Origin of the sequence: Paraburkholderia solisilvae (assembly GCF_902859875.1) — a bacterium.
In the GTDB taxonomy this organism is placed as follows: Bacteria; Pseudomonadota; Gammaproteobacteria; order Burkholderiales; family Burkholderiaceae; genus Paraburkholderia; species Paraburkholderia solisilvae.
On the sequence record NZ_CADIKF010000077.1, the window covers coordinates 1 to 13,812 of the forward strand.

General features: G+C 55.8%; 11 protein-coding genes and 2 pseudogenes. 7 read left to right on the forward strand and 6 right to left on the reverse strand.

Annotated features, from left to right (window positions below):
• Positions 1-136: 136 nt before the first annotated feature.
• Positions 137-907, reverse strand: coding sequence for an SDR family oxidoreductase (locus tag HV675_RS29995; protein ID WP_175115088.1), 771 nt, complete (start codon positions 905-907; stop codon positions 137-139).
• An 884-nt stretch (positions 908-1,791) separates the two neighbouring features.
• Between HV675_RS29995 and HV675_RS30000 the strand changes: the two genes are divergently transcribed.
• From HV675_RS30000 to HV675_RS30010, 3 genes and pseudogenes are all read left to right on the forward strand, one after another.
• Positions 1,792-2,769: an AraC family transcriptional regulator gene (locus HV675_RS30000; protein WP_175115089.1), complete on the forward strand. Its 978-nt coding sequence runs from the start codon at positions 1,792-1,794 to the stop codon at positions 2,767-2,769.
• A gap of 400 nt (positions 2,770-3,169) precedes the next feature.
• Positions 3,170-3,611, forward strand: a pseudogene (locus HV675_RS30005) (helix-turn-helix domain-containing protein); the annotation flags it as partial.
• A gap of 2,119 nt (positions 3,612-5,730) precedes the next feature.
• Positions 5,731-5,910, forward strand: a pseudogene (locus HV675_RS30010) (IS66 family transposase); the annotation flags it as partial.
• 326 nt (positions 5,911-6,236) lie between these two features.
• Here HV675_RS30010 and HV675_RS32690 read toward each other — a convergent pair.
• Complete coding sequence (locus HV675_RS32690) at positions 6,237-6,461, reverse strand: CHRD domain-containing protein (protein WP_246270635.1); 225 nt, start codon at positions 6,459-6,461, stop codon at positions 6,237-6,239.
• Between the two features lie 1,310 nt (positions 6,462-7,771).
• Here HV675_RS32690 and fabZ point away from each other — a divergent pair.
• From fabZ to HV675_RS30030, 3 genes are all read left to right on the forward strand, one after another.
• Positions 7,772-8,236 carry a 3-hydroxyacyl-ACP dehydratase FabZ gene (gene fabZ, locus HV675_RS30020; RefSeq protein WP_175115090.1) on the forward strand — a complete coding sequence of 155 codons (465 nt, stop codon included), beginning with the start codon at positions 7,772-7,774 and terminating at the stop codon, positions 8,234-8,236.
• Positions 8,237-8,328: 92 nt separating this feature from the next.
• Complete coding sequence (gene lpxA, locus HV675_RS30025) at positions 8,329-9,120, forward strand: acyl-ACP--UDP-N-acetylglucosamine O-acyltransferase (protein ID WP_175115091.1); 792 nt, start codon at positions 8,329-8,331, stop codon at positions 9,118-9,120.
• 920 nt (positions 9,121-10,040) lie between these two features.
• Positions 10,041-10,181: a hypothetical protein gene (locus HV675_RS30030; RefSeq protein ID WP_175115092.1), complete on the forward strand. Its 141-nt coding sequence runs from the start codon at positions 10,041-10,043 to the stop codon at positions 10,179-10,181.
• Positions 10,182-11,047: 866 nt separating this feature from the next.
• On the opposite strand, the gene HV675_RS30035 is transcribed toward HV675_RS30030, so the two are convergent.
• The 4 genes from HV675_RS30035 to HV675_RS30050 all read right to left on the reverse strand — a co-directional run bounded on the left by HV675_RS30035 (position 11,048) and on the right by HV675_RS30050 (position 13,126).
• Positions 11,048-11,926 (reverse strand): LysR family transcriptional regulator, encoded by an 879-nt coding sequence (locus tag HV675_RS30035; protein WP_175115093.1) that lies wholly within the window; start codon positions 11,924-11,926, stop codon positions 11,048-11,050.
• A 116-nt stretch (positions 11,927-12,042) separates the two neighbouring features.
• On the reverse strand, positions 12,043-12,252 hold the full coding sequence (locus tag HV675_RS30040; protein ID WP_175115094.1) for a hypothetical protein: 210 nt from the start codon (positions 12,250-12,252) through the stop codon (positions 12,043-12,045).
• A 121-nt stretch (positions 12,253-12,373) separates the two neighbouring features.
• A complete protein-coding gene (locus HV675_RS30045; protein WP_175115095.1) occupies positions 12,374-12,727 on the reverse strand; it encodes a DUF4148 domain-containing protein in 354 nt (117 codons plus the stop codon).
• 57 nt (positions 12,728-12,784) lie between these two features.
• On the reverse strand, positions 12,785-13,126 hold the full coding sequence (locus tag HV675_RS30050) for a DUF4148 domain-containing protein (RefSeq protein ID WP_175115096.1): 342 nt from the start codon (positions 13,124-13,126) through the stop codon (positions 12,785-12,787).
• Positions 13,127-13,459: 333 nt separating this feature from the next.
• On the opposite strand from HV675_RS30050, the gene HV675_RS30055 reads away from it, so the two are divergent.
• Complete coding sequence (locus tag HV675_RS30055) at positions 13,460-13,786, forward strand: hypothetical protein (RefSeq protein WP_175115097.1); 327 nt, start codon at positions 13,460-13,462, stop codon at positions 13,784-13,786.
• Positions 13,787-13,812 lie beyond the last annotated feature (26 nt).

Sequence of the window (13,812 nt, forward strand, 5' to 3'; positions counted from 1 at the left end):
CATCCCGCCCGCAGAAGCTGAGGCAAACTACTATCGGCAACTTGAAACACCGGTCGCCGAACCCGCATTAACTTAAACCAACCAGCCTCCACGATTCCCGGGGCGATTCACAACCCATCTTTACACATAAACTAGGTTAACGAAATATTTCAGCGCCAAAAGTTGCGCCGGATAAACCGCCATCAATCACCAATTCCGCACCATGCATAAACGATGAGTCGTCAGATGCGAGAAACAACGCACCACGCGCAATTTCGTCTGCTCGCGCCAAGCGCCCGACGGGAATTTTCCTACCTAACGCAACGTTTCGCTCATGAACAGACACCTCATCGAGACCTGCCGTACCGAATTCGGTGTCCGTGAACCCCGGTGCTAAGACGTTGATACGAATGCCCTTTGGCGCGAGTTCGGCTGACATGCTACGCGCCATTGCCAACACGGCCTGCTTGCTTGCGGAGTACACGCCGGCACCAGGAAAGTAGCCGGCCTTACCGGCAACGGAACCGCAAACGATGATCGATCCGCCAGCGCTCATCAACGGCAGGGCCGCCTGAATCGTCAAAAATACTGCGGTCACGTTTGTGCGCAACACCTCATCGAACATGTCTTCTGTCGCTACTGCAATAGAACCGCCTTTTGCAATTCCCGCATTCGCGAACACTATGTCGAGCCTACCATACGCGCTTTTGATACGGTCGAACAACTCGGTACGATCTGCCCCAACAAGAATATCGGAGCGCACCGCCAACGCAGCGTCGCCGAGCGATGACGCAGCCCGACTCAGTTTCGCCTGATTACGCCCCGTTATAATTGCCCGGGCACCCCCTGTGACAAAAGCTTGCGCCGCTGCCAAACCGATTCCACCATTTCCGCCTGTAACCAATGCAATTTTGCCTGTCAGTTTCATCGATCGCTCACCAGTCGTTCTGGTATGCCATAGCCGACCAGTCTCGGCATAGCAAACCACCGTCCATATAAAGGCCCTATTTGCGCTTGCACGTTGGTGCTTGTCCAGTCGCAGACTGCACGACGGCAAGTATCGTCGGCTTAGCATCTCGCACGCGGGACATGTCCTCACCAATGTATCGACGCTGCATCGCTGGCCCAACCGATGCGTTAAGCGTTACTACCTATCATCCTCACACGCAAATCAGTATTTGCCGGCGCCCGCTACTCGCTTGGATTAAATACGAGATCGATCGTAAACGACGTTGCTCGTATCGGCTTGCTCTGCGTAATTCATATCTTTGCCCAAGGATGACCTTGTAACCTATCTCCCGCCGGCACGATTGTGCGCGAGTGGCTGCGAGAATGCCACCTGGCACAGGCCCGCCTGAGTTGCCGGGCACTGTCTTTACCTTAAAATAACGGGTCGTCATGCAATGGCATGACTAGAAGCTGCCCCCTTGAGAGGAGGCGACCGTTCAGATCGAGCCACCGTTGCGGATTTTTGAATACCTATCGGTTTTGGCCCATCGCATATCCCGATGTCGCTAGGCGCATGACGCCTTTGCGCAACCATACATGCAGTACGGGTCGGACTAGTCTGGGATGTAACTTCCATTTGTCCGTGGCGGACTATCTAATCGAGGACGGTTGCGCTACTTCCGAAAAGTAATATATCGTATGCAACGAATCGACCTTTTTGAAGCTGCAGGTGATAAACCTCAGATGCCTCATAACAGCACACTATCAACGCGATAGCATCTTCAAAGCGCATCGATTTACTAAGTTGTGCTGGAGAGTAACTGGCACGGATGGTTTCGATTGTTTAACTGGAAACGGTAAGCCATGATTCACGAACCCATTAAAATGCAGTTGACAGACGCACCATGGGAAAAGGACATATGGCGTGAAGCTTGCAAGACTACCTTTCAACTTGATTGCAAGTTCAGAGGAGATCGGTCAGTAGAGAGCCGAGCGAATACTTGGAGCCTCGGTGCATTAAATATAACCAGCGCCACCTTGTCGAATGTAGGTTTTCTGCCGGTTCTGAACGCTTTAACTTCGCACATTTACATAAAGATCGTCACATCAGGGGTAATGCTAGTCGAACAAGATGGCGTACGCAAACGACTGGGGCCTGGCGACGCAGTCCTTGTCGACCCAGATCAACCGTATGAGCAAGTGTTCGATGAAAAAACGGAACTTATCGCGCTGCAGATACCAAAGGAAACCCTGCGAGAACGGGGCCTGCGCTTTCGGTTGCGACACATATTTGTAGCGAACATGGCTAGCCCTGATACACGAGCTATCATAGACATAATCACGCGCATTGCTAACCAGCATGGAGCATCAAGCGTGAAGATGCGAATGCGTCAAGGGGAGTATTTGGCGGATTTAGTTGACTTACTTCTTGACGATCCCACATTAATAACCAAGGGGCGCAGCGGCCCAGCAACATTGTTTCAGGCGAAATGTTATATCGAGAAAAATTTTGACAATCCTGGGCTTACGCGGTCAGATATTGCCGCCGCGGTACATGTTTCGGACTCTTACCTTAATAGAATTTTTAGGGAGCAGGAAGGGCAAAGTATTATGCGTTTCCTTTTGAACTATCGTTTAGCCGTTGCCGAAAATTTCTTCAAACAAGAGAATTCATACAGGACCCCAATCGGGACAGTTGCGTCCAATTGTGGATTCGCAACTCACGCACATTTTACAAGGACATTCAAACAGCGCTACGGTATGAGTCCCAGGGAGTTAATGGACGCGACCGCTTTGGCGAACCGGGTGCAGGACGGTAGGTTTGAACGCTACACGTATTGATGTTAATTTTGACGACCTGACGAAGACTTAAAACAAGGTTCTTCCTCTATTCGCTCGACCACCTCAATTTCTCGCACAATTCCACGTGCCGTTAGAGGGGTAACGCCCATTTCCAACAGCCAGACGATCCATGCCTTATCGCGCGCAACGACGTTCAGAATAGTACATGCGAGTCGCTTGCAGTATTCCCACGACCAACCAGTACGAGTTCGTCCCTAGCAAGCTTTGTCCAGCATTAATGTTTCCTGTGAAGTAAGGTCGCCGGTCTAGGCGGCACCACTGCACTGATTGTTGATTTGCGCGGAATCCTGCCCCCGACGCTGCGCAGTAATTTGCGTCGAATATTGACCCACGTAGAACACTGTCCTGCTCGGCGACGGGCGGGAACGGAGTCATCGACGTGACTATATTTAGCATCATCTGGCACGGGCACTTTCGCGATCATGTCTCGTTGTGCGAGATTGCAAAGCGACTCGGCATATCCAGAAACACGGTCAGGCGCTACATACGGGCCGGCACCACGCCGCAGGCCTATCCCGAGCAACATAGCCCCAGCAAACTCGATGGATTCGCAGCGAAGCGCAGGCTGGCTGAAGACTGAAGCAGGCCGGCCACGCAAGTAGCTTCACGCGGACCTGTGCGAGCTAGGTTTCATCGGTTCGTACGACCGTGTCGCGGCCTTTGCTCGGCGCTGGCGACAAGAACAGCAGGAGCAGGCGAAGACGGCAGGACACGGGACCTGCATTCCGTTGCGTTTTACCCCAGGCGAAGCATTCCAGTTCGACTGGAGCGAGGACTGGGCAGTCATCGGCGGCGAACGCATCAAACTGCAGGTCGCACACACTCCAATCTTAACGCCGTAGCCAGGCGACTCAACGAACGTCCCCGAAAAACACAAAATTTCGACACAGCGGCTGAGCAATTTCATCAATCCGTTGCACCGACCGGTCGAATCCGCAACAAAAAGGGGCACCGCAGGAGATGCGTGCCAGGTTGCATTGCGCCTTGTCGGCAATTTTCTTGCTGCGGCAGACAATCACTACTGTGGCGGCGCGAACGTGACCTTCGATGGCATCTACCGCTGAGACATCCTTGATCGATCTCTGGTCGACCGACCCGCAGCTTTCTGCATTTCACCGTCAAATATCCGGCCTCACGGTCAGGCATCGTTGCTGCCTTGACGGCTTTCCGCAGAGGTGCCAGTCTCGACAACGCGGCAGTGATGCGTAAGGCGGTCGAGCAACACTAGCATGCGCAATGTTTCCACATCGCGCGCAGCCGTAAAAAATAGGTCAAGCTTTTCGATCGACACAGCGAGGGGCAAATGACTCTAAGACTCAGCGCGGGCAACATCGACCCCGAAGCGCATCATGAGAGTCGACGAGTTCATGGAGCCGAAAGATCGCACGGCTCGCAGCAAGCACCCGATTAGCTAGTGCATTCATCGATATCGCGAGCCGACAGGGATATCTGATGCGTCCACGCCGTCGTTCGTCATCCCGCTTCGCGGGCCTGTTCACGAAATTCCCTCGTATGAACAGCCTTAGGGGCTCGGGTTCGTCAATACCTCCTTTCGTTCATTTTATGAAATGTTGGCGTACACTTTTTTACCCGACTTGAACTCGGCCCCGGTGACAACGACTGGAACTGCGCCCGCCAGCGTCCAAATTTATCCACGGGAACCGACTGTAACCTATCGCCGTATCCATGTGGAATGCCCTTTTGAGTTCGATTGTTTGATTTGCAGCTAGCCTCTTATCGCGTGAAAAGCCGAATTGATATACCTCCCCATTTGGGCGCGTCAATTCTGTGACGATGAGATTGCCTCGATGATCAAGCGCATAAAGCTATTTATATATTCAGCTAACCTGCCAGTTTGCCGACTATTTCGTTACGTAGAGAACATCTATCATTTTCTCGATCCGCCATCTTCAGGCCACATGAAAGGCTGATGCTCGTCGGGCCGCCGCTTGTTCCAGCGTCGATAGAGGTTTTACGTTCCGTCGCGCGTATTTATAAGGATCAACTGTTTACGCCTGATGTCAGATCGTCCTAGATACAATGGCTGCGATCGGACCTCTAGCCACAGCTGAGGCTTATCTCTTGAAAATGCATGACGCATCGGCGGCCGGTAAACTAGGAATACTGAGAGATTCCTTTTTATCGATACTTGAACAACACCCAAACGCTTTTATGATTGAAGCTCGCATCGTTATCGAACGCTATAGGAGTTGAAGCAGCAATCGGGTCAACTCCGGACCCGGTACAGCACGACAAGAAGCACCGTCTTCAATCCAATAATCGACGATTTTATGCGTTGGACAGCCTGCGTTATTCAAAACAGCTTCCCGTACCGGTTCACGCAGGTTCTTCTTGCGTCCGCCGGCATCGGTTGCAAGAACGCGTAGCTATTCAAACTTACGAGCGCACACGCACGGCGCTCAGAGTAGCCGTGCTTTTCAAGCACACACCGCACGATTTCCCGCCACTGCACGGGGGAGCTGCCGACTTCCGCGCGCGCTCGACGAGATCGCGCCAAGAGCAAAGATGCCTAGCGGCAAATACTTCGATTGCGTAGTGCGAACTCTTCAAAGCTTAATACGTTATTATTTGCACAGTAATAGCGGTCGAGCGGTGTAAGAGACCGCGCGTCGAATTTAAGAAAAGACACGGCGCTTGAAACGTTTGTGTTTCACGCGTCGAATTTTGGCGACCGGCATCGCTTCGTTCACAGCTTATCGCGCACCGTAGACTTGGCTACTGCGCTGCCATCGATTTGCTAGACGGCGCGCAAGCGGACGAATCACCCAGGTATCCTAATCTGGTCGTCAAAACGACAATCAATGGCGTCGTCGCCTCGTCACGGACGGGTTGCTCGCGGCGACTTCGTCGACCGACACGGACCCGAGCGCGTCGGTCATCTCGTCGACCAATAACTTCTGAACGCAGTCGCAGGACGCGCAGTTGCGTATCGAGGTGAAGGCATTAGTACTGCAGCACGCGCGCTTCAAGTGCGCGCGCCCTCATTACGAACGCGATGTGGAGGGTGCGCCGGCGATCACCGCACCGATGCCAGCGCAGCCGCTACCGGGCAGCAATGCAAGTGCCGCGATGATCACCACCGTCACGGCCGGTATTTACTCATGTATGACCGAAGCGTGATTAGCGGAAGCCTCGGTGGTGCCCCCTCTTGCGGGAAGCAACGCCTACATCGAGAAAATTGCGCAGGTTAGAGTAGCCGCGAGGCTTCGCTGAGGCTCAAATCTTCGGGACTACGCTTCCTCCGTGATGAAGATGCGGAACTCATTGTGCGAACGGGCTACAAGCTGTTGCTCTCTCGTCCATCGACACGCCGTAGCACACGCCAACGCAGCTGCCGCTCGGCGTCGGCGCGGCAGTGGTGGTGGTGCTCACGGCTTATCTCTGCGCCGAGAACCTGATTTCAGGGATCTGCGTCGGTGGTTGCGTCAGTTGCTCTTCGGCGGCATCACTTGGCCGCGGATTTCGCCGTCCGGATGGTCCTTGGCATGTACATTGATGTACATGTCACCCGCCTCGAACATCCTAACGTTGTCGGGAGACAGCGTGGCCTGACCGCTGATCTGGCTCGTCACCTCCATGTTGCCTTTATGGGAAAGCCACACCTTCACGCCAGCGTTTTTGCCCGGGGCGGGTCCGTGAAAATGTGCCATCGTGGCCTGAATCGACAATCCGCTGAAGCTGACGATCCACGTGTTCGCGTCGTACTGAGGTCGGCTTTGCCGCCGCCGGGAGTCTGCTCCGGCGGGACCTATTGTGCGCCGGTCAACGGCACTTCAAATGTGACCGGCGCGCTTGCGCCAAAGTGAGCGTACCCGCTAAGACCAGGCCACCCAACACAATGAAAGCGCGTTGCGAGGGGACCGTGACATTTCATTCTCTCCATTTTGGTTTGCCATTGATGGCGGTATTCGTTATCGAAGAATACGGGAAACTTGGTCGGTGCCGCTGGTAGTCAATGAATAGCATAAACCGACCAATCCCGGTCAACAGGCTGCCCGATTGCAACGACTGAATCGAACTCGATAGTGGCGATCCAGATTAGTCCACCGCTGGTGGACCCCGTTCGTACCGTGGACGCCCGTCAAGTCAAACGGAACCGCCACCCCTTGGTTACAGTTAGCTATGCTACACGAATTGGATCGCGATCCGACGCCCGGGCGTCCTCGTATTGAATCGAAACCGATCATCAACCTACCGTTTCGCTCGCCGAGGCAGTCGAGAAGCTCGACTGGTACGCAAAGCGCTGCATGTGGATTTGCATGGAACCCTGATCCGGGATCAACAGATTACAGATTCCGCGGATATAGATTCGATACCCTGTTGTGGGCGGACGGATGCTACGTGGGAAGCTGGCGAAGCATCCGTCTTTCGCGGGGTGTTCGGCGAGATCACGTCAAGAACAAAGTCGCCTGTAGGCAATACTTGGATTGGGTGGTGCAAACCCGTCGAAGCGGCATACTTTATTCTGTCGACATGGAAGGAAACGTGCGACGAGGGTACGACACGCCGCGTCCAACGCAATGAAGACCCCGTGCTTGATTGGTTTCGATCGGTAATGATTCGTGCGTAGATCGTGGCAATTCACATCGCGTCGCCTGTCGGGCGTTGCGGTTTTGGCTACTGCGCTTACAACCATTTGCGTGGGCGGCACACTCGCGTACGCGGAATGTCCCACGCTGGTACGCCAGCGCACGCGGAATCGGAACGCACAACTGGAAAGATCGGGGCGACTCTGGCAATGTGCAAATCCCACACCGCATAGTCGACTTGCGATCCTAGAGGCTGGCAAACGCTTCCTCAGGTCCGTATCGACGAGGGCATGCTCACAGGCGCGCCCGACACGCTTAAGCAAACCGACCTCGAACTCGCCGTTGCTTCGACGCTTGCCGCATCGGGCAGCAAGAAGGACGATGACCGCCCCCGGTCGTCATCGCGCCGTCAATGCGTGAGCAGAAACACCATGAGCACCGAGAAAACCAATCTGGACATTCAGAGGACTCTCATCCTTCTGCCGTATCGTTATCCGTTCCTGCTGGTTGACCGGGTGCTCGAACTCGAACCGTACAGGAGCATCAAAGCGTCGAAGAACGTGTCGATCAATGAGCCGTACGTTCAAGGACATTTCCCGACGCGACCGGTGATGCCAAGCGTGCTGATCCTCGAAGCACTCGCGCAGACCGCGGCGCTGCTGACATTATCGGAAGAGCCCGGTGATCCGGCGAACACACTGTACCTGTTCGTCGGCATCGGCAACGCACACTTCAAGCGCTTAGTGGAGCCGGGCGATCAACTGATCCTGCACTGCACGTTTGAGCGTCACATGCATGGCATCTCGAAGTTCAACGCGCGCGCCGAAGTGGATGGCGTCGTCGCGGCGGCAGCCAATCTGATGTGCGCTGAGCGCCACACACACAAAGACACGTAAAGCGGACGTCCGAACAGCTCACGACACGGCACGGCATGCACATGGCGGACCCGGCGGCCAGGCCATCCAAACAGAATCAGAATCGAGGACGTATGAGCAGGATCCATCCCACTGCGATCATCGAAGCGGGCGCGCAGCTCGACGAATCCGTCGAAGTCGGACCCTATTCCGTGATCGGTGCACACGTGACGATCGGTGCGCGCAGTACGGTCGGCTCTCACAGCGTGATCGAAGGCCACACTATGATCGGCGAAGACAACCATATCGGCCACTATGCATCGGTCGGCGATCGTCCACAGGATATGAAATACCAGGACGAGCCGACAAAGCTCGTGATCGGCAACCGCAACACGATCCGAGAGTTCACGACAATCCACACCGGCACGGTGCAGGACGCGGGCGTCACCACCATCGGCGACAACAACTGGATTATGGCCTATGTGCACATAGGCCACGACTGCCACGTCAGTAGCAATGTGATCCTGTCGAGCAACGCGCAGATGGCCGGCCACGTGACGATCGGCGATTACGCGACAATCGGCGATATGTCGGGCGTGCATCAGTTCGTGCGCATCGGTACGCATGCTGTGATCGGTGCCTCGACGGCGCTCGGGCAGGACGTGCCGCCTTACGTGATCGCCGCAGGCAACAGGATCGTCGAGCCGCACGGCATCAACGTCGAAGGGCTACGCCGCCACGGCTTCTCGGCGGACGCGATCTCGGTGCTGCACACCGCATATCGCGTGCTATACAAGAACGGCCTGTCGCTCGAAGAAGCGAAGGTGCAATTGAAAGAACTCGGTTCGGGCGGCGGTGACGGCGACGCGCCGGTGCAAACGCTGCTCGCGTTCATCGAAGCGTCGCGGCGCGGCATCCTCCGCTAATCGATGACGTTGTAACTCGGTGAAGAAAGCCAGCGAGTGCGTCAGCACCGTTGCCGCGTCGATCACCCGGCCCGGCGCCGAATAACAGCCGCAACGCCTTCAGTTTTCCTGTTTCGATGAAGCGTTTCTGAAGCGCGGGGGCAGGCTGGGGTGTCCACACCGCCCCGAATCCACCGGTGCTACACACCAGCCGTCCTGACACACTCTAACGGCTTCCTCGGCCGATACCACTCTCATCGGAAACGCGACTGCCGCCCGGACTATGCAATGTTTACACCAACGAAGTCGCCCGACATTTTTGGAATGGCAAGAATCGTTATCCGTAGCAAAAGCACCAACCAACGCATCCCGACTCAGCGACTTGCGGTGCCAAATCGCTTGTTGTGGGGTAGGAATTTGCCCAGATGGGGTTGTTCTACGCCCGGCGAAAATACCGTGTAGCCAGCAAATCTGTAGCTTTAGTGCGACGACCCACGCGCAGAGGTGAGAAACGGTCATTCAGAAACACACGCGTCCGCGCTACTCTAGGATAGCGCTGCTATCGTGATGATCCTTCTTATCGCACTAGCTGTGTTTTCGACCGTAACTCGCGTCAGATGATTCGAGCCGATTCAAGGCCCTTGCGGGGTTGTTACGACGTCTTGCGATTGACGCGGCACATACCCGGTCAAATGCCAATGCCCATCCAGTTCGGGACGAAAACTCAACCGCTCAAAAATGGTGCGACGCTCGCGAGCATCGTGAAGAAATCGACGTTCACGTACATGCCATTTGGAACATTTTGATCGCCCGTGACAGAAGTCCGGCCACGCTCCGTCACCGTGCCCAGCGATTGGCGTGCGCCTTGCGTCTTTGACAAAGCGGCCCTTCTCGACCTTCGCCTTGACGAACGGCGCCGCATCGTCCCAGACGATGTCGAAATGGCCGCCATCAATGAGCAGCAACTTGTTGTTCGCGTCACGCACGAGTTCGTCGGTCGAGTCGCCGGGTCGCGCACCTCGTTTGCCGTTCGTTTCCGCGACACGATGGGCGTGCCACCGCTGACCTATCTGACCCAGTAACGCATGCACGTAGCTAGACGCGAGATTCGCGCGGGGGTATGGGTTTTCGAGGCCGCGGCCAGAGTGGGCTATGCGTCCGAAAGCGCCTTCAAAACTGCGTTTAAGCCCGTGACGGAGATGGCGCCTGGCCAGTATTGGCAAACGGTTCAGAAGAAAGTTGTAGAGCTATCGGAATCTCGTGACGTCGACGCACATGACTTTTAATAGCGCACTGACAGTGCGTCCCAAAAAGGCTGACTGGCCTCACAATGGTAGCCTCGTGCAAGGCTGTCAGGTGCTCATACACGTGAGCACCTGCGGGCAGTACAGCTCATGCGGTGTGGCCAGCGCAGCCTGTCGATGTCAGCCTGGCTGGTTGATACCGACGGATAACGGATGGTCTGGTCAGCCGCTGGTCTCCAAACCCCTCCGCGCTAAACCTCCGGCATCCTTCGGAATGGCCTGCGACCGAAGGGATCAGGTCAATCGGCATGGTGATCCGAGATATGACTCGCTGCGACTGTTTATGGAGAATTATATGGCGATAGCCAATAAGGTGCCGAGGGATTGTACCGGGAACGATACGCTGTTCGGCACGACATTCTTTGACCGAAAGCGCAAAACCTCTGGTTAGGTTGACGGACCGAAATCGACCGAAGCGGACTGTCGACGACCTCTAGCATTAACGGATCGAGCGATCCAGCGCACCGCCGACGATCTTCGCTACCTGCCCGTGATTCAGTTCTTCGGCGCCGAACAACGGATAAATTTTGCCGGCGTGTGCTGCGGGATCTAGCAGGACGTTGGCGGTTACACTAGCCCTCTGCGCATTGCTTTGCGCTGCGCTTGCGTATGGTCGGCGTGGGCGCTTCGCTCGAACCGTTGGCCTACGTCGTCTCAACAACGAGATTGAACATCGCCTGACTGCTCGGCGATAAAGACCTGCTCTTCATCCAGACCATGTGTAGTGGTCGTTCGATGCGTAGGTCGTCAACAGTGATCGTCGTCAGCTCGCCGCGTCGTATTTCATCTTTCACGCTGAGTACCGACAGATATGCAAGCGCATGCCGGGCAAGCAGCATGCGTTTGATTGCTTCCGTATCGCTGACTGACATCAAAGGTTCGATACGTGAGCCGTTACGCGCGTATGCTTCTTCGACAACCGCTCGTGTGCCGGATCCCGGCTCGCGCATGATCACCGCTTGATTCACGAGGTGGCGCGCGAGCATAGACGTTCCCGCGCGCGGATGAGTCGATGCTGCGACGATCGCAATTTCATCCGAGCCGATGCAGTGCGCGTGGAAGATCGAATCGTCGAACGGACCCTCGATGAAGCCAAGCGCAAGGGTGAGGTCGCGTAGTCCGGCTTCGACGCGTTCCGTGTTCGTCACAACCAGGTCGATCGACACACGAGGGTGCTGTGCATTGAATTGGGCAATGATGTCCGGCACGAAATAGACGCCAAGCGTCGCGCTTGCCCCGATCTTGATATGCCCGGCGTCGAGACCGGACAGTTCTTTCAACCGGCTTTCTGCGCCGTCGGCCAACCTGAATATCCGGTCTGCGTAGTCATACAAAATGCTGCCCGCCTCGGTCAGCGCGACGCCGCGGGGCAGGCGATCGAACAGGATCAAACCGAGGCGATCTTCCAGTTCGCGAATTTCGCGTGTCACGGCGGGTTGACTGACATGCAGACGCTCAGCACCGCCGCTGACGCTCCCGGCGCGGGCAACCTCATAAAATGCGAAGAGGTGAATAAAGTTCATCAGACTTCGTAGCGGGTGGTGGGACCACTCCCTCATGGAGCGGGTACAAACCTGCAAACAGGAGTGCGCGGCGGTTATTCCCGTGAACCATGGATGTTTTCGCAGATTGGCGTCATCTAATTCCGCGCGAGCCCGCCACGACTTCGCGCGCCCCTCGCGAATAAGCTACGCAGCCAGATAATCAATCGCGAAACCGACATCGCGGCTATAACGAGTATCGCGCCGGTCACGCTGTCATCGGTACGTGTCAGCACTTCGGCCAGATAGATCGCAATGCCGATCACTGCTGGGTGGTGCAGGATGCGATGGCCTGGTAGCACGTTCATTGTTTGACCTCGCGATCGCTAATGGAATGGGACGTCATACCGTTCCGTGATGGCACCAGGCAGGCACGGCAGCCGTGCCGTGGCAATCCGTGCCGGTGGCATACACAGCCGTCACAATGCATCATTCGCCGTAGTAGATATCGCAGAAGCTCGCGGGACCCACACATGATGAGGACGAGTCGCGAGGCGCGGTAGCCCTCTTCCCGGCAGCCGACGTGCCGGTGCCAGCAGTGCCGACTGCTGCGTCATTCCCCGTCTGTCTGGCTTGCTCAGCAGCTACTTTTGCTTCGGCATCCTGAATATTTGCCGGGTAATACAAATCGTCTCCCGACGCAGGGTTGTAGCCGGCCTGCTCGAGGCGAATCAGATCGGCTCTCACTTCGGCACGCGTGAGCGGAGAGGCAGTCTGCGCGAAACACAGAACGGGGCTGAAGAGCGCAGCAACGGCAATGGAAACAAATGTGAGCGATTTCATGATGTCGATTCCTTCGGGTCATTGATTGTAAAGAAATCAATACAGATTTAGGGGCGATTAACTGCCGAAATAGATGTTGCAAGAACTCACCGGGCCGACGCAGTCGGCGATATTCGCGTCGCAACGAGACTCCCGCGGCTTGCTGGTTTGCGAAGTGCCGGCAGATGTACCGCCGATGCTGTCCGCCTGCTCAGTTGTGGGCTTGGCTTGATGCGAATAGATGAGGCCGACGTCAGAATAGGACGTCTCGATCACAAGGCGTGAGCCATCGTTTTCCGCGTCTATGAGGTGCTGCCTTACTTCGGTACGACTGAGCCCCTGTGCGGAAGCAGTGGAGACAAGTCCGGTCGCCGCGAGAGCGAGCAAAGTGCCAATTGTGATTGCGGGATAGGTATACATTTCGACATCCTTATCTAAATCGACATCTATTCATCAACAAGGCAAAGCACGGAGGTTGCTGACCTGTTCGTTGCCGAAGACGTTTCGCGGTGCTGGCCAAGCGGCTTGTCAACCGCGATTCGTTAAGTGAAAGGTTAGCCGGGGAAAGAAGAGACGAAAAATACCTACTTGCGATGCGTCCCATGCCTTTGGGTTATGCCTTATAGGCCCGGGCGGTAATCACCGAAATTGCGAGAATGGAACTCCAAGGCCAAGGCATACGGAGTCGCAACTTCACGCGTTCATTTTGCCCCCGTGCCAGCCGAACCGAAAATATTCCTCTGGAGGCTTTTCATGGGCAAGAAATCATTTTCTGACGATGACAGCGACTCGAACGAAACGACTGAACAGGCGTTGATAGCGTTGACAACCCGGCTGAGGGAACTCGTCCAGAACGGCTCGCTGGACAGCCGGTTTGCCGCGAAACTCGTAAAGCGTCTGAAGAAGGAGGCTAACGTAGTTGCTGCGGGCGGCAAGGCGACGACGACCGGGCAGAAGGAGTTGAACAAGGCTTTCGAGGCCGTCGACGTGGCGCTGCGTGATCATGAAGCAGCATTGCTAGTCACGGCCAACGCGGCGTTGCGCGAGGCCGACGACACGACTGGTAGCAGGAAGTCGTAGCCACGCCCGGACAAGGTTGGTCGAGC

Excerpts from the sequence above, each read along its gene's own strand:
- HV675_RS30030 (WP_175115092.1), top strand. The coding sequence starts at position 10,041 with ATGGCCGCCATCAATGAGCAGCAACTTGTTGTTCGCGTCACGCACGAG.
- HV675_RS29995 (WP_175115088.1), bottom strand. The coding sequence starts at position 907 with ATGAAACTGACAGGCAAAATTGCATTGGTTACAGGCGGAAATGGTGGA.
- HV675_RS30035 (WP_175115093.1), bottom strand. The coding sequence starts at position 11,926 with ATGAACTTTATTCACCTCTTCGCATTTTATGAGGTTGCCCGCGCCGGG.
- fabZ (WP_175115090.1), top strand. The coding sequence starts at position 7,772 with ATGAGCACCGAGAAAACCAATCTGGACATTCAGAGGACTCTCATCCTT.
- HV675_RS30055 (WP_175115097.1), top strand. The coding sequence starts at position 13,460 with ATGGGCAAGAAATCATTTTCTGACGATGACAGCGACTCGAACGAAACG.
- HV675_RS32690 (WP_246270635.1), bottom strand. The coding sequence starts at position 6,461 with ATGGCACATTTTCACGGACCCGCCCCGGGCAAAAACGCTGGCGTGAAG.
- HV675_RS30045 (WP_175115095.1), bottom strand. The coding sequence starts at position 12,727 with ATGAAATCGCTCACATTTGTTTCCATTGCCGTTGCTGCGCTCTTCAGC.
- HV675_RS30040 (WP_175115094.1), bottom strand. The coding sequence starts at position 12,252 with ATGAACGTGCTACCAGGCCATCGCATCCTGCACCACCCAGCAGTGATC.
- lpxA (WP_175115091.1), top strand. The coding sequence starts at position 8,329 with ATGAGCAGGATCCATCCCACTGCGATCATCGAAGCGGGCGCGCAGCTC.
- HV675_RS30050 (WP_175115096.1), bottom strand. The coding sequence starts at position 13,126 with ATGTATACCTATCCCGCAATCACAATTGGCACTTTGCTCGCTCTCGCG.
- HV675_RS30000 (WP_175115089.1), top strand. The coding sequence starts at position 1,792 with ATGATTCACGAACCCATTAAAATGCAGTTGACAGACGCACCATGGGAA.